The 15,082-nt window shown below is 73.4% G+C and carries 13 protein-coding genes and 1 pseudogene; 7 read left to right on the plus strand and 7 right to left on the minus strand.

The genetic code is table 11. The features are described from left to right. Positions 1-28 precede the first annotated feature (28 nt). A complete protein-coding gene (locus AB0M16_RS16770; RefSeq protein WP_365343632.1) occupies positions 29-316 on the minus strand; it encodes a hypothetical protein in 288 nt (95 codons plus the stop codon). 140 nt (positions 317-456) lie between these two features. Here AB0M16_RS16770 and AB0M16_RS16775 point away from each other — a divergent pair, with 140 nt between their 5' ends. The 3 genes from AB0M16_RS16775 to AB0M16_RS16785 all read left to right on the plus strand — a co-directional run bounded on the left by AB0M16_RS16775 (position 457) and on the right by AB0M16_RS16785 (position 3,923). Then, complete coding sequence (locus AB0M16_RS16775) at positions 457-1,290, plus strand: TIM barrel protein (RefSeq protein ID WP_365343405.1); 834 nt, start codon at positions 457-459, stop codon at positions 1,288-1,290. 67 nt (positions 1,291-1,357) lie between these two features. Continuing rightward, the gene (locus tag AB0M16_RS16780; protein ID WP_365343407.1) at positions 1,358-2,272 is read left to right on the plus strand and encodes a 2-hydroxy-3-oxopropionate reductase; all 915 of its coding nucleotides are present in this window, start codon (positions 1,358-1,360) and stop codon (positions 2,270-2,272) included. Between the two features lie 193 nt (positions 2,273-2,465). Then, entirely contained in the window at positions 2,466-3,923 is a 1,458-nt protein-coding gene (locus AB0M16_RS16785; RefSeq protein ID WP_365343409.1) for a catalase, read from the plus strand. Between the two features lie 375 nt (positions 3,924-4,298). On the opposite strand, the gene pqqE is transcribed toward AB0M16_RS16785, so the two are convergent. From pqqE to AB0M16_RS16810, 5 genes are all read right to left on the minus strand, one after another. Next, positions 4,299-5,426 (minus strand): pyrroloquinoline quinone biosynthesis protein PqqE, encoded by a 1,128-nt coding sequence (pqqE, locus tag AB0M16_RS16790; protein WP_365343411.1) that lies wholly within the window; start codon positions 5,424-5,426, stop codon positions 4,299-4,301. Then, entirely contained in the window at positions 5,423-5,677 is a 255-nt protein-coding gene (gene pqqD, locus AB0M16_RS16795; protein WP_365343413.1) for a pyrroloquinoline quinone biosynthesis peptide chaperone PqqD, read from the minus strand. Before pqqD ends, pqqE begins: the two co-directional genes overlap by 4 nt. Next, on the minus strand, positions 5,674-6,402 hold the full coding sequence (gene pqqC, locus AB0M16_RS16800; protein ID WP_365343415.1) for a pyrroloquinoline-quinone synthase PqqC: 729 nt from the start codon (positions 6,400-6,402) through the stop codon (positions 5,674-5,676). The genes pqqD and pqqC overlap by 4 nt, the downstream gene beginning before the upstream one ends. After that, entirely contained in the window at positions 6,399-7,319 is a 921-nt protein-coding gene (pqqB, locus tag AB0M16_RS16805; protein WP_365343417.1) for a pyrroloquinoline quinone biosynthesis protein PqqB, read from the minus strand. Before pqqB ends, pqqC begins: the two co-directional genes overlap by 4 nt. Before the next feature lie 416 nt (positions 7,320-7,735). Next, the gene (locus AB0M16_RS16810) at positions 7,736-8,959 is read right to left on the minus strand and encodes an MFS transporter (protein ID WP_365343419.1); all 1,224 of its coding nucleotides are present in this window, start codon (positions 8,957-8,959) and stop codon (positions 7,736-7,738) included. 89 nt (positions 8,960-9,048) lie between these two features. Between AB0M16_RS16810 and AB0M16_RS16815 the strand changes: the two genes are divergently transcribed. Continuing rightward, positions 9,049-10,020 (plus strand): ArsR family transcriptional regulator, encoded by a 972-nt coding sequence (locus tag AB0M16_RS16815; protein ID WP_365343421.1) that lies wholly within the window; start codon positions 9,049-9,051, stop codon positions 10,018-10,020. A gap of 86 nt (positions 10,021-10,106) precedes the next feature. Here the strand turns inward: AB0M16_RS16815 and gcl are convergent, their stop codons facing one another. Beyond that, positions 10,107-11,894: a glyoxylate carboligase gene (gene gcl, locus AB0M16_RS16820; protein WP_365343423.1), complete on the minus strand. Its 1,788-nt coding sequence runs from the start codon at positions 11,892-11,894 to the stop codon at positions 10,107-10,109. 215 nt (positions 11,895-12,109) lie between these two features. Between gcl and AB0M16_RS16825 the strand changes: the two are divergent. The 3 genes and pseudogenes from AB0M16_RS16825 to AB0M16_RS16835 form a co-directional block, all read left to right on the plus strand. Beyond that, positions 12,110-12,364: pseudogene (locus AB0M16_RS16825) on the plus strand (hypothetical protein); the annotation flags it as partial. A gap of 1,058 nt (positions 12,365-13,422) precedes the next feature. Beyond that, the gene (locus AB0M16_RS16830) at positions 13,423-14,208 is read left to right on the plus strand and encodes a TIGR04222 domain-containing membrane protein (RefSeq protein ID WP_365343634.1); all 786 of its coding nucleotides are present in this window, start codon (positions 13,423-13,425) and stop codon (positions 14,206-14,208) included. A 110-nt stretch (positions 14,209-14,318) separates the two neighbouring features. Continuing rightward, positions 14,319-14,843, plus strand: coding sequence for a GNAT family N-acetyltransferase (locus tag AB0M16_RS16835; protein WP_365343425.1), 525 nt, complete (start codon positions 14,319-14,321; stop codon positions 14,841-14,843). The last annotated feature ends 239 nt before the right edge of the window (positions 14,844-15,082 follow it).

Here is a 15,082-nt window from a genome sequence, read left to right on the forward strand (position 1 = left end):
TTCACCGCCGCGACCAAGGGGTGCTCGGTCACTTCTCCCCCTCACCGATCGCCTTGCCGACCGTGTCACCGATCGCCTCGTCGATCACATTGACCTGCAGCGACACCCGGGTTGCCCCGGCCGCCAGGGACCTGCGCAGCAGCGCGTCCACCGCGGTCAGCACCGCGTCGGCGCCGCCTTCCGCCGTATTGCCGAAGGGCCCCACGTCGACCGCGTCCAGCTGGGCCGACTGGATGACCTCACGAGCCACGACCGCGTGCGCCGGCGCCTCGTCGAGGTCGAACGGCTCGGTCGTGAACTCCACTCTCAAACGCACCATGCCCCCACGCTACGGGCCGTTCGCGCCCCGCGGGAGCCCCGGACCTGCGAGGTCCTCTTGACAAGGCGGAGCCTCTGCTTGCAACATTCCGTCAGACAGAAACTTACTTCCGCAATACGGAAGGAGCGCCGCCCCTCATGGGATACACGGACCAGCGCTTCGATGTGAACCTGTCGATCCTCTTCACGGAACTCCCGCTCCTGGAGCGCCCCGCGGCCGCCGCCGCGGCGGGCTTCACCGCGGTCGAGCTGTGGTGGCCCTGGATCGACACCGCCACCCCCGACCAGAGCGAGCTCGACGCCCTCAAGCAGGCTCTTGAGGACGCCGGCACCCAGCTGGTGGGCCTGAACTTCTACGCCGGCCAGCTCCCCGGCCCGGACCGCGGCGCGGTCTCCGTGCCCGGCGAGGAGTCGGACCGCTTCCGCGCCAACATCGACGTCGCGGCGGACTTCGCCGCCTCGGTCGGCTGCAAGGCGCTCAACGCGCTCTACGGCAACCGCGTCGAGGGTGTGGACCCGGCCGTCCAGGACGAACTCGCCCTGGAGAACCTGGTCCTGGCCGCCCGCGCGGCCGACCGGGTCGGTGCGATCCTGCTGATCGAGACCCTCAACAAGCCGGAGTCGCCGCTCTACCCGCTGGTGAGCGCCCCCTCCGCGATCGAGATCGTCGGCAAGGTCAACGCGGCCACGGGCCTCGGGAACGCCAAGTTCCTGCTCGACATCTACCACCTGGCCATGAACGGCGAGGACGTCAGCCAGGTCATCGCGCAGTACGCCGACAAGACCGGCCACGTCCAGATCGCCGACATGCCGGGCCGTGGCGCCCCGGGCACCGGCGAGCTCCCCCTCGAGCAGCTGCTCGACGAGCTGAGGAAGGCCGGCTACGACGGCTGGGTGGGCCTGGAGTACAAGGCCGCCGACGCCGCCGCGTCCTTCGCATGGTTGCCCGCCGAGGCCCGCGCCGCCAAGTAGGTCCGGGCGTTCCGCCAGGCGACCCCCCGCCCTTTTCGTACGAAGCTTCAGAGAAGGACCCTCCCCAATGAGCAACCTCGCTGGCTCCTCCCAGCCCACCCTCCCGAAGATCGCGTGGATCGGTCTCGGCATCATGGGCTCCCCCATGTCCGAGAACCTGATCAAGGCCGGCTACTCCGTCACCGGCTTCACCCTCGAGCAGGACAAGCTGGACCGCCTGGCCGCCGCCGGCGGCACCGCGGCCGGCTCGATCGCCGAGGCCGTCAAGGACGCCGACGTGGTCATCACGATGGTGCCCGCCTCCCCGCAGGTCGAGGCCATCTCCTACGGCCCCGAGGGCATCCTGGAGAACGCCAAGTCGGGCGCCCTGATCATCGACATGTCGTCGATCACCCCGCAGACCTCGGTCGACCTGGCGAAGAACGCCAAGGAGAAGGGCATCCGCGTCATCGACGCCCCCGTCTCCGGCGGCGAGGCCGGCGCCATCGAGGCCGTCCTGTCGATCATGGTGGGTGGCGAGCAGGCCGACTTCGACGAGGCCCTCCCGATCCTCGAGGCCCTCGGCAAGGTCATCGTCCTGTGCGGTCCGCACGGCTCCGGCCAGACGGTGAAGGCCGCCAACCAGCTCATCGTCGCGGTCAACATCCAGGCGTGCGCCGAGGCCGTCGTCTTCCTCGAGAAGTCCGGCGTGAACCTGCAGGCCGCCCTGGACGTCCTCAACGGCGGTCTGGCCGGCTCCACGGTCCTGACCCGCAAGAAGGACAACTTCCTGAACCGGGACTTCAAGCCCGGCTTCCGGATCGACCTGCACCACAAGGACATGGGCATCGTCACCGACGCCGCCCGCAACGTCGGCGCGGCCCTCCCGGTCGGCGCCGTGGTCGCCCAGCTCGTCGCCTCCCTGCGTGCGCAGGGCGACGGCGGCCTGGACCACTCGGCCCTGCTGCGCGCCGTCGAGCGCCTCTCCGGCCAGCAGGTCTGATCCCTCCCCCGTCCCGACGGGGCCCTGATTTCCGGACGGCGGCGGCGCTGACAACCTGTCCTGTCGCGCCCAGGCGTCGCCGCCGTCCGGAACACCACACTTCTTTTTCAACAAACTGTTGACGTTGTTCGAGGGGCGTACCTACGCTCCTGAACACTCCCAAACTCAGCAGTGCAGCTCAGGAAGGTCCACCATGTCGAAGCGCGTGCTTACGACCGAGTCCGGCGCCCCGGTCGCCGACAACCAGAACTCCGCCACCGCCGGCGTCGGTGGCCCCATCCTCCTGCAGGACCAGCACCTGCTGGAGAAGCTCGCGCGCTTCAACCGTGAGCGCATCCCGGAGCGCGTGGTGCACGCCCGCGGTTCCGGCGCCTACGGCTACTTCGAGGTGACCGACGACGTCACGGCCTGGACGAAGGCCGCCTTCCTCTCCGAGGTCGGCAAGAAGACCGAGACCTTCCTGCGCTTCTCCACCGTGGCCGACTCGCTCGGTGGCGCGGACGCGGTCCGCGACCCGCGCGGCTTCGCGCTGAAGTTCTACACCGAGGAGGGCAACTACGACCTCGTCGGCAACAACACCCCGGTGTTCTTCATCAAGGACCCGATCAAGTTCCCCGACTTCATCCACTCCCAGAAGCGTGACCCGTTCACGGGCAAGCAGGAGCCGGACAACGTCTGGGACTTCTGGGCGCACGCCCCCGAGGCGACGCACCAGGTGACCTGGCTCATGGGCGACCGCGGCATCCCGGCCTCGTACCGGCACATGAACGGCTACGGCTCGCACACCTACCAGTGGACCAACGAGGCGGGCGAGGCCTTCTTCGTCAAGTACCACTTCAAGACGAACCAGGGCATCCGCTCCCTCTCCGCCGAGCAGGCCGCCGAGCTCGTCGGCAAGGACGCCAACTCGCACCAGACCGACCTGCTGCAGTCCATCGAGCGCGGCGTGAACCCGTCCTGGACGCTCTACGTGCAGGTCATGCCGGCCGCCGAGGCCGCGGACTACCGCTTCAACCCGTTCGACCTCACCAAGGTGTGGCCGCACAGCGACTACCCGCTGCAGCGCGTGGGCCGTCTGGTCCTCGACCGCAACCCGGACAACGTCTTCGCCGAGGTCGAGCAGGCCGCGTTCTCCCCGAACAACTTCGTCCCGGGCATCGGCCCCTCGCCGGACAAGATGCTCCAGGGCCGCCTCTTCGCCTACGCGGACGCCCACCGCTACCGCCTCGGCGTCAACCACACCCAGCTGCCGGTGAACGCCCCGAAGGCGACCACGGCCGACAACTACGGCCGCGACGGCTTCATGGCCACCCGCAACGGTTCGCGTCACGACAAGAACTACGAGCCCAACTCGTACTCCGGCCCGCGCCAGACCGACACCCCGCTCTCCGCGCCGCTCGCCATCCACGGCTGGACCGGCACCCACGCGGCCCCGGAGCACGCCAAGGACGACGACTTCTTCCAGGCCGGTGAGCTCTACCGCCTGATGTCCGAGGACGAGAAGGCCCGCCTGATCGCCAACATCGCCGGCGGCCTCTCCCAGGTCTCGCGCGAGGACCTCATCGAGAAGAACATCGCCCACTTCGCCGCCGCCGACGCCGAGTACGGCCGGCGCGTCGAGGAGGCCGTCCGCGCCCTGCGCGAGGACTGATCCTCCGACACCCCGACTGCGTACGGCATCTGACGGGAGGTCAGTGACCGTACGCAGTCCGGAACACCGGCCCGGATGAGGGGTGGTCGGTGATCCGGACAGCGTGAGGACCGCGGTGGCGCCGAGCCAGTGCGGTGGTAAGGACCTCCGGCCCCCCTTCTTGACCTGAAGGAAGGGGACCGGCCGGAGCGTCCGTCGGCACCACCGCGGTCCCAACGCCCCCCTTCTCGCACGGAAGGGGGCACAGACTCCGCCCGGCGGCGCGAACGTCCTGTCGCGCCAGCCTCGCACCGTCGGGCGGTCACCACGTCGCGCAGTGCGGTTTACGGTCCCGCACAGCGCGCTCGAGGACCAGGGCCTGACCTTGCACAGGGGTCAGGCCCTGGTCCTTTTCCCCGAGGGCGCCGCGCGGTAGACGTAGCCGGGCCGACTCCCCTCGGCGTCCGCCGCCTCGGCACCCGCCACCGCCGCGCGCACGAGACCGTGGTCCGGCGACAGCCGGCAGGCCGGATCGGCGCGGGCCGCGTCACCGGTGAGCGCGTACGCCTGGCAGCGGCAGCCGCCGAAGTCCTCCTCGCGACGCGGACAGGCGCGGCACGGCTCCCGCATCCAGTCGGTGCCGCGGAACCTGCCGAAGGCCGGCGAGTGCTCCCAGATCCAGGCGAGCGGCCGGGTCAGCACGCTCGGGGCGTCGAGGCCGGGCAGTACGGCCGCCGCCGGGCAGGGCAGGACGGTGCCGTCGGGGGTGACGGTGAGCGAGACCTCGCCCCAGCCGCCCATGCAGGGCTTCGGCACTCCCCCGAAGTGATCGGACGCCACCCACACCAGCTCGACGCGCCCGGCCAGCCTCTCCCGCCACCACCGCACCCGACGCTCCGCCCGGGCCAGTTGGGCGGCGCCCGGCAGGAGCGCGGCACGGTTGCGCAGGGCCCAGCCGTAGTACTGCGCGCCGGCCAGCTCGATCCGGTCCGCGCCCCAGTCGAGGCCCCGCTCCACCAGGGCATCGACGGCGTCGAGGTTGTCCCGGTGCAGCACCACGTTGAGACCGAGCGGCAGGCCCGCCTCCCGGACCAGCGCGGCGGCCCGCTCCTTCGCCTCGTACGACCGGCTGCCGGCGATCCGGTCGGAGGCCTGCGCGTCGGCGTGCTGCACCGACAACTGGACGCTGCGCAGCCCGGCCGCCGCCAGACCGGCCAGCCGCTCCTCGTCCAGACCGACGCCGCTGGTGACGAGCTGGGTGTGGACGCCCGCCGACTCCGCGGCCTCGACGATCTCCGCCAGATCCGTGCGCAGCAGCGGTTCACCACCGGACAGGTGGGTCTGCACGACGCCCAGCTCCCCGGCCTGCCGCAGGACGTCCCGCCACTGGGCCGTGTCCAGCTCGCGCGAACGCCTGGTCAGCTCCAGGGGGTTGGAGCAGTACGGGCAGCGCAGCGGGCACAGGTGGGTCAGCTCGGCGAGCAGCGCCCAGGGCCGTGGCACGCCCCCGCCCGCCGTCGTCACCGCAGCCAACCCTCGGCGCGCAGCAGGTCCAGGAACTCCGGGACCTCCTCGGCCACCGGGGCCTCGGGGAAGCGCGCCGTCAGCTCGGCGAGGATCCCGGGTACCGTGCGCCGGCCGTCGCACAGGCCGAGGATGCCGGCGGCCGCGCCGCGCAGCACGGCCACGCGCTCGGGCATGACGAGCAGATCGGTGCCGCGCACCCGGTCGGGTCGGAGCACGACGGCCGGGGCGAGCACGGGGCACCAGCTCATCGGACCTGCTCCGGGGACGCCTGGTCGACGGCGTCGAGCAGGGACCAGAGGACCTCGCACTTGAAGGCGACTGCGGCGACCGCCCGTTCCTGCCCGGCCCGGTCCCGAGCCGAGTCCAGGACCAGCGACAGCGCCTCGTCGCTGTCCCGCCGGCCCTGGTGGACGCGGTCCCGGAAGTAGGCGAGCCCGCCGCTCCGGACCCAGGGGTAGTGCCGCTCGAAGGCCTCCGTGCGGACCCTCATGAGGTCCGGCGCGGACAGTTCGGTGAGCGAGGCAGCGACGGCGTCGAGGACGGGGCGGTGACGACAGAAGTTGACGTACGCGTCGACCGCGAAGCGCACCCCGGGCAGGACCTGCCGGCCGGCGAGGAGACCGGACCGGTCCAGGCCGGCGGCCTCGCCGAGCCGGAGCCAGCGCTCGATACCGCCCTCGCCCGGCGCACGCCCGTCCTGGTCCTCCAGTCGGCGGGCCCACGTGCGGCGCAGCTCGGAGGTGTCGAGCTTGGCCGTGATCAGCGCGTCCTTGACGGGGATGTGCCGCTGGTAGTGGAAGCGGTTGGTGATCCAGCGCCGCACCTCTTCGGGGCTCAACGCACCTTCGTGCATCCGCACGTTGAACGGGTGGCGGTCGTGGTAGCGCTGCCTGACGACGTCGCGGAGCCGTTCCTCGAACTCGGCCCTGCTCCACGGCTCCGCCGCGGCGACTCCGGTCTCCACAGGGGTCACAGCACGATCTCCGTTCCGTCGGCGGCCACTTCGATGCCCAGCCGCATCAGCTCCTTGTGCTGCGGCGCATCGGGGTCGACCAGGGGATTGGTGTTGTTGAGATGGGTGTAGAGGCGGCGGCCCGGCAGGGCGGCGAGCCGCTGGGCCGTACCGTTCGGCCCGGTGATCGGCAGATGGCCCATGGCCGTGGCGGTGAGGTCCGAGCAGCCCGCCGAGAGCGGCTCGTCGTCGTGCCAGAAGGTGCCGTCGACGCACACGCAGTCGGCCTCGGCGACGGCGTCCTGCAACGCGTCCGGCCAGGCACCGAGCGCGGGCGCGTACACGAGGCTCCGCCCGGTGACGCGGTCGGTGAGCCGCAGCGCCACCACCCAGGGATCCCCGCCGGACGCCCGCTCCGGAGCCGCCGCGGCGTAGCGGGGTCGTTTGCCGGAGACGGGTACGGCGCCGATGTGGACGGCGGAACCCGGCACGAGCGGCTCGTCCGGGCTGCCCGGGAGGGGCAGCCGACGCCACGTCACGTCCACGTAGGGGGCGAGCAGTTCACCGAGTCCCTGTCGGTTCCGTACCGCGTCCCGTACGGGATCGGTGGCGATCACCTCGAACCGCCGGGCCTCGCGAAGCCGGGCCAGACCGAGGGTGTGGTCGAGTTCGGCATCGGTGAGGACCACTCCGGCGAGCGGCGTCTGCCGTGGGTGGGCGCCGGGCTGCGGGCGCAGCGCGGGGCACCGTTCGACCTGGTCCGCGATGTCGGGGGTCGCGTTGATCACGTACCAGCGGCCGGGGGCCGCCTCGACGGCGAGCGAGGCGTGCCGCCGGCGGCGCTCGGGGTGGGCGCGCGCACCGGCGCAGCCGCGGCAGGCGCAGTTCCACTGGGGCACACCGCCGCCGGCCGCGGTGCCGAGCACCTGGAGCAGCATGTCAGGGCGCGGTCAGCGGGTGGCCTGGGAGTACCCGGTCACTTCGAGCGCGGTCTCGACGACCGTGTGGCCAGGGGTCTGCCAAGCCGCCTGAGCCGGCGGCGGGGACTTCGCGGGCTCGGAAGACGGTTCCGAGCGGGTGTCCGGGGAGACGGGGGTCCCCGGGGACACGGGCGGGTCCAGGGACGCGGGGGTCCCCGGGGACATGGGCCGGTCCGGGGGCAGGGGGGTGTCCGGGGGCACGGGGGTTTCCGGGGGCACGGGGGTTTCCGGGGTCACCGGGGTGTCCGGGGTCACGGGGATCGCCCGGGTCGCGGCCCGTTCCGCAGCGGGTTCCGGGCGGTCTCCCGGTGCAGTCTGCGACCTCTTCGCCATGAGCACGCCCTGCCCTTCGCCGATAGGTGACGGTCCTCGCCTCAGCGTCGGCCGCCAGGGACGGCCGGGCAAGCGGGGTCGGCCGCTCGGGTGTCCCGCCGCCCGGTTCTCGGGCGCACCGGCAGCCCGAAGAGGCAGACGGTCACCGTCAACGAGCACACCGCGAGCAGGGTCATCGCCGTCTGCGGCGAGGTCAGTTGGGCGAGGCCGCCGGCGAGGGCCGCGCTCAGGCCCTGGAGGGCGAGCATGCCCGAGGCGTGCAGACCGAGCGCGTGGCCGCCCAGCTCGTCCGGGACCAGGGCCGTCAGCCGCTCCTGGTGGAGCAGGCTCGCGCTGTAGCCGACGGCGGACACCGTGATCGCGACCAGCGCGAGGAGCGGTCCGGGGTCCAGGACGAAGATCAGGTACGGGGCCGCGAGCAGCGCCTGCAGGGGGGCGGCGAGCCGGCCTCGCCATCGGGCCGGGAGGAAGCGTCCGACCGCGATGTCCCCGGCCAGCATCCCGACCGCGGCGCACGCGAAGAGGAGTCCGGCCCGCTCGGGGGCGTAGGGGACGAAGAGCGACTCACAGCCGACGACCAGGCCGTTGGGCACCCACAGCGCGAGGTAGACGAGCCGTCGCGGGCGGGAGGACCACAAGCGGGCGTTGGTCCGCCAGGTCTCGGCGGGCGAGGCCCTGCCGGCGGTGCGCGGGGCGCGCCGGGACAGTCCCGCGCGGGCGAGCAGGGCCGCGGCCAGGTAGAGCGCGGCGCCGGTCAGCAGGGTGCCACGCGGCGCGAGCACGGCGAGCAGTACGCCGCCGGCGGCGAAGCCGACGATCTGGCAGACGCCGCCCGCCATGTTGAACACCGAGCGGCCGATCAGATGGCGCTCGCGCGGCAGGATCTCGGTGAGGAGCCCGTAGCGCACTCCCCCGCCCACCGAGCCGACCAGGCCCTGGAGGAAGAGGATCGCGAAGACGGCGCCGACCGGGAGGCCGGGCACGGCCTGGGCCGCGGTGCCGGCCGCGAAGACGAGGGCGACGGCGGCGAGCGCGGCGCGGGGCGGCAGCCGGTCGGCCGCCGAGAGCAGGGTCGTCGCGCCGACGAGCTGGGCGAGCGCCGGGCCGAACATCGCCAGCGCGGCGAGCAGCGGGGAGTGCGTGGCCCGGAAGACGAGGGTGGCGAGACCGAGGCCGGAGACGGTCTGGGCGGCCACCTGGGCGGCGCCGATGAGGAAGAGCGGGGTGAACTCGGGGGTACGGAAGAGATCGCGGTAGCGGGGCATGCGCGGAGTCTCGGGGAGGGCCGTGCGGCGCCGTTATTGTTTCGCGGCAGGGCGAAAGGACAGCGGCGGAAGGACGGGGGCGGGGCGCCGTGGGATGGTGGCGGATCGGTACGGACTCCCTGGCCGGGAGCAGGTTCGTCGTCTCGCCGCTGGCCGAGACGATCGCGGCGCTCAAGACCCTGCACGCGGGGGCGGGCGCCCACGCGGGCGAACGGGCCTGGCTGGCAGCGCACCTGCCCGCGTACCGTGAACGGCTGACCGCCGAACCGCTCGACGCGCTGCTCGTGCGGGCGGCCATCGGGGCCACCTGGAACGCGGACTTCCTGACGCCGACACCGCTGGGCGAGGGCGAGCCGTCCTTCGAGGAGGAGGTCGCGGCCGTCCGCGACGCCGAACCGGGCGACGCGGTCCCGCAGTTGGAGGTGGCGGTGGGCGGTGCCGCACCGGAGCCGCTGCGCACGCGGCGCGATCTGCCGCGGCGGATGGCCGGCGTCCTGGAGTGGGTGTGGCGGGAGACGGTGCTGCCCGACTGGCCGCGGCGGCGCCGGGTCATGGAGGCCGATGTGGTGGCGCGCACCGCCCGCCTGGCCCGCGACGGCTGGACGGCGGCGCTCGACGAACTGCGCCCGGGCCGGATGCGCTGGCTGGGCGACGGGCGGCTGCAGATCAACACCCGTGAGTATCCGCCGCGTTCGGTGGACGGGGGCGGGCTGCTGTTCGTCCCGGTGACACCGGACAAGGGCTGGGTGACGTGGGAGGGTTCGGCGCGGTACGCGATCGTCTACCCGTGCGCCGGGACCCTCACGGACGTCACGGGCCCGATGGTCCCCGAGGCGCTCGGCGCCCTCCTCGGCACGGCCCGCGCCGGGGTCCTCGTACGCCTCGACTCGCCCAAGTCCACCAGTCAGTTGGTGGCGCTGACCGGCCAGGGCCTCGGCTCGGTGGGACGGCACCTGAAGGTGCTGCTCGACGCCGGGCTGGTCCGGCGCAGGCGGGCGGGCCGGTCGGTGCTGTACGACTGGACGGAGGCGGGCGCGGTGCTGGTCCGGGCGCAGGACTGACGGCACGCCGCTCAGGCGGACGGCCCCCGCCCCGGTGCTCGTCGGGGTGGGGGGCGTCGCGTGTCAGGAGGTCCTGACGGGGTGGATCAGACCTGCAGGGCCTTGATCGCGGTGGGCGCGTGGCCCGGCTCGGTGGCCAGGTCCTCGAACTCGGTGACGTCGCTCATGTCGACCGTCTTGCTCATCGCGATGTTGGTGATGCGCTCCAGGATCGCCTCGACGACGACCGGAACCTGGTGCTCGGCGGCCAGCTTCTTGGCCTGCTCGAAGGCCTCGCCCAGCTTCTCCGGGTCGGTGACGCGGATGGCCTTGACGCCCAGGCCCTCGGCGACCTTGACGTGGTCGACGCCGTAGACGCCGATCTCCGGCGTGTTGATGTTCTCGAACTCGAGGTTGACCTCGAAGTTGATGCCGAGACCGCCCTGCGCCTGACGGATCAGGCCCAGGTAGGCGTTGTTCACGAGGACGTGGACGTAGGGGACCTTGTGCTGGGCGGCGACCGCCAGCTCCTCGATCATGAACTGGAAGTCGTAGTCGCCGGACAGGGCGACGACCGGGACGTCCGGCTGCGCGGTGGCGGCACCGATGGCGGCCGGGATGGTCCAGCCGAGCGGGCCGGCCTGGCCGCAGTTGACCCAGTGGCGCGGCTTGTAGACGTGCAGGAACTGCGCGGCGGCGATCTGCGAGAGGCCGATGGTGGTGACGTAGCGCGTCTCCGGGCCGAAGGCCTTGTTCATCTCCTCGTACACGCGCTGCGGCTTCATCGGGATGTTCTCGAAGTGCGTGCGGCGCTGCAGGGTGGCCTTGCGCTCCTGCGCCGAGGCGGCCCAGGCGGTGAAGTCGGGGAGCTTGCCCTCGGCCTTCCACTCCTTGGCGATCTCGATGAAGAGCTCCAGGGCGACCTTGGCGTCGGAGGCGACACCGTAGTCCGGGGCGAAGATCTTGCCGAGCTGGGTGGGCTCGATGTCGACGTGGACGAACTTGCGGCCCTTGGTGTACGCCTCCAGGTTGTAGCCCGTGTGGCGGTTGGCCCAGCGGTTGCCGATGCCGATGACGGTGTCGGACTCCAGGAAGGTCGCGTTGCCGTAGCGGTGCGCGGTCTGGACGCCGACCATGCCGGCGGCCAGCTCGTGGTCGTCCGGGATGGTGCCCCAGCCCATCAGGGTGGAGATGACCGGGATGCCGGTCAGCTCGGCGAACTCGACCAGCAGGTCGGAGGCGTCGGCGTTGATGATGCCGCCACCGGCGACGATCAGCGGGCGCTCGGCCTCCAGGAGGAAGCTCAGGGCCTTCTCGGCCTGGGCGCGGGTCGCGGACGGCTTGTAGACCGGCAGCGGCTCGTACGTCTCCGGGTCGAACTCGATCTCGGTCAGCTGGACGTCGATCGGCAGGTCGATGAGGACCGGGCCGGGACGGCCGGAGCGCATCAGGTGGAAGGCCTGCTGGAAGACGCCCGGGACCTGCGCGGCCTCCAGGACGGTCGTCGCGGCCTTGGTGACCGGCTTGGCGATCGTGGCGATGTCGACGGCCTGGAAGTCCTCCTTGTGGAGCTTCGAGACCGGGGCCTGGCCCGTGATGCAGAGGATCGGGATCGAGTCGGCGATCGCGGAGTACAGGCCGGTGATCATGTCGGTGCCGGCAGGGCCCGAGGTGCCGATGCAGACGCCGATGTTTCCGGCCTTGGCCCGGGTGTAGCCCTCGGCCATGTGGGAGGCGCCCTCGACGTGGCGGGCCAGCGTGTGGCCGATCCCGCCGACGTTCTTGAGCTCGCGGTAGAAGGGGTTGATCGCCGCACCGGGCACACCGAACGCGTTGGTGACGCCTTCGCGCTTGAGGATCTCAACGGCCGCTGCGGCGGCGGTCATACGAGGCATGGGAGTGCTCCTGCTTCGGGGCCTTGTCGGCGTGTTTCCATAATGCGGAAGTACTGTTCTGCTATACGGAAGCAATGTAGGTCGGGGGGTCGAGGGGCGTCAAGAGAGCCCGGACGGGAGCGCCGGGAGGCGCCCGCCACGTGATGGCCGAAGTCGGTCCCTCGAACGGCCGGATTGGGGGACGATGGGGACGCACGACGCAGAGGGGGTTCGGTGTGGGTGAGTCGGTACAGGTGCGCTGCCCGGAGTGCCTCCGCACGCTTCGTTACGCGGCGCCCGCCTTCCCCTGTTCCTGCGGCTCCCCGGTCGCGCCCCCGGTGATCGCGGGCGCAGTCGCCGCGCCCATCACGCACCGCAACTGGTCCGACGAGTGGGTCACCGTCCGCTGCCCCGCCTGCACCCGCGCCTCGGACTGGCCCCATCCGGAGGTCGGCTGCCCGTGCGGGGCGGTGCTGCGGGTGCCGGTACGGACACCGAAGGGCCCGGGCCGGCCCGCGGAGACCCTGGGGTCGCCCCCCGGGCCGGACCTGGGGACCACTTGGGAGCCCCGGGACATCGAGCCGGGCACGGGCGCCCCCGCCTGGGGCGGAGGCGGCGACGTGGCCGGGGCGGCGGACGCGGAGCGGGGCGGCGGCCACGGGGGCGGGGCGGCGGCCACGGACCACCGGGGCACCGACGACGGGCAGGGGTCGACAGGCACGTACCGCCGGGGCACCGGCGACGGACCTGCGGCAGGCACGGCCCGGGGCGACGCCACGGGCACGGCGCCCGCGCACTCGGAGGGCGGGCCCTCCGCCACCGACGGCATCGGCCTCGGCACCGACGGCCCGGGCCGCGGGTCCGGCCCGGGAACCGACCGCGGGTCCGGCCCGGGAACCGACCGCGGGGCCGGCCCTGGACCCGGAGCCGGGGTCGGCCATGGACCCGGAGCCGGGGCCGGATCCGGCCCCGGGCTGGAGTCCGTCGCGCCGGACGCGCACCCCGCCTCCTTCGCCCACCGCCACCCCTCGCCCCCGCCGCCACCCGCCGGGCCCGCCCCCGCGCGCTCCCGCCCGGCTCCCGGCCCGGGGGCCGCACGCTCGGCCTTCCGGCCGGTCACGATCCGCACGGCGCGGGACGCGGTGGCGGCGTCCGCCGGATATCTGCGGTGGCTGGGGTTCCGGGACGTCGTACAGCCCGAGGAGCGGTCGGCGTCCGCCGTGGACCTCCGGGGGCCGGGGCTGGTCGCCCAGGTGGATCCGAGCACACGGCCGACGGGGCTGCGCGCGGTGGAGTGCCTGTGGCTGAACGGCCTGAGCAGTTCGGCCGTGAGCGTCTACTTCTCCCTCGCGGGCTACACCCCCGAGGCCCACGAGCGGGCCGAGGGCCTCGGCATCCCCCTGTTCGTGCTGGACCTCACGGGCACGCCGCAGCCCGTCAACGCGCCGGCGGGTGAGCTGCTCACCACCGGAGCTCCGTAAGTATTTCGGCCATTCGCACGTGACGATCGCCCCTCCCCCGGGCACAACACCCTCGGGGGGTGAACACCATGGGGATGGGGATGTGGTGGTTCCTGGGGGCGGCGGTCGGCCAACTCACGCTGGCGGGGCTGTTGTTGCGTACCCGCAGCCAGGAGCGGCCGGAGCTGCCCCCGCAGGCGCTCGCGCTGTTGCGCGGAGGGCCGCGGGCGGCGGTCACGGTGGCGTTGGTCGCGCTGCACCAGCGCGGGGCGGTGGCGGCGGGGCGCAGGGGGACGATTCGCGCCAACGGCGGCGCGGGGCGCACCCGCGATCCACTGCAGCTGGGTGTGCACCGCTCGCTCCAACGGGCCCTGGCGCTCAGGGTCTTGGCCACCCGACCGAAGGCCCGCCAGGCGCTGGACGCGCTGCGCGCGGAACTGGGCAGAACGGGACTGCTCCGTCCGCCGGGGAGGCTGAGGGCGGCCAGGTTGCTCCTCGCGCTGGTCCCGGGGACGGTCGGCGCGGGCCTGCTGACCACCGGCCTCTCGGGCGCCGCGCTCGCCCTGGGCGCGGTACCCGTGCTGGCCGCGGCGGCGTTGCTGTGCGTGCCGCCGACGACCCGCGCGGCCCGGCGTCTCCTCGCGGGCCTGCGGGCCCGGCACCCCCTGCCGGCCCACCGCCGCGAGGTGACCGACGGCCGTGACGTGCTGCTGTACGTGGCCCTGTACGGCGACCCGGCGCTCGCGCTCTTCCTGCCGCACTTCTCCCGCGACGGCGGCCTCCTCGGCCGCGGCAACCGCGAGGACGGCTACGCCACGGGCCGCGGCTGGAACCCGGACAACGGTCCGGCCTGCACGAGCGGCACACCCGACTGACCGCACCATTCGCCGCCCGCCCGGCGGCGGGCCCCGCGGCCGGCCCCGCGCGGGCCGGTCGCCGCCGACCCTCCGGCCCCGCCGCCGCGCTCGTCGCGCCATACTGGCGTATGCGCATCCGAGTGGCCGCAGCGGCCGAACTCCCCCTGCTCCAGGACATCGAACGCGCCGCGGGCGAGGCCTTCCGCCCCCTCGGCATGGGGGAGATCGCCGACGACGAACCCCTGCCGCTGGACGTCCTGGAGAGCTACCGCTGCGCGGGGCGGGCCTGGGTGGCGGTCGACGAGGGCGACCGGCCCGTCGCGTACCTGCTCACCGACACGGTCGACGGGGCCGCGCACATCGAGCAGGTCTCCGTGCACCCGGACGCCGCCCGCCGGGGCGTCGGGCGGGCGCTGATCGAGCACCTGGCCGCCGCCGCCCGGGAGCAGGGCCTCGCGGCACTGACCCTGACGACCTTCGACCAGGTCCCGTGGAACGCCCCGTACTACGCCCGGCTCGGCTTCCGCCGCCTCGACGAGGGCGACCCCGCGCTCACCGAGGGCCTGCGGGCGATCAGCCAGGCCGAGGCCGCCCACGGACTGGCCGCCTGGCCCCGCGTCTGCATGCGCCGCGAGGTGCCGGCCCCCGTGTGACGCCCCCGCCCGCAAGGCGGGTCGGGCCGCGCCGCCCGCGGGGACGACCTCGACCGGGGAGCCGCAGGACGGACGACCGCGGCGCCGGGGGCCGGCGGTGGTCCGGCAGCCGCAGGGCGGGCAGCCCCGGCCGGACAGCCCTACGACCGACGACCGCGGTCCGCCGCGGCACCGGCGCGGTCCGACCGCCACGCGCCGCGATCCACCGCGATCGACCGCGCCCCGCCGCGCCCCGGGGC

Origin of the sequence: Streptomyces sp. NPDC051921 (assembly GCF_040680975.1) — a bacterium.
In the GTDB taxonomy this organism is placed as follows: Bacteria; Actinomycetota; Actinomycetes; order Streptomycetales; family Streptomycetaceae; genus Streptomyces.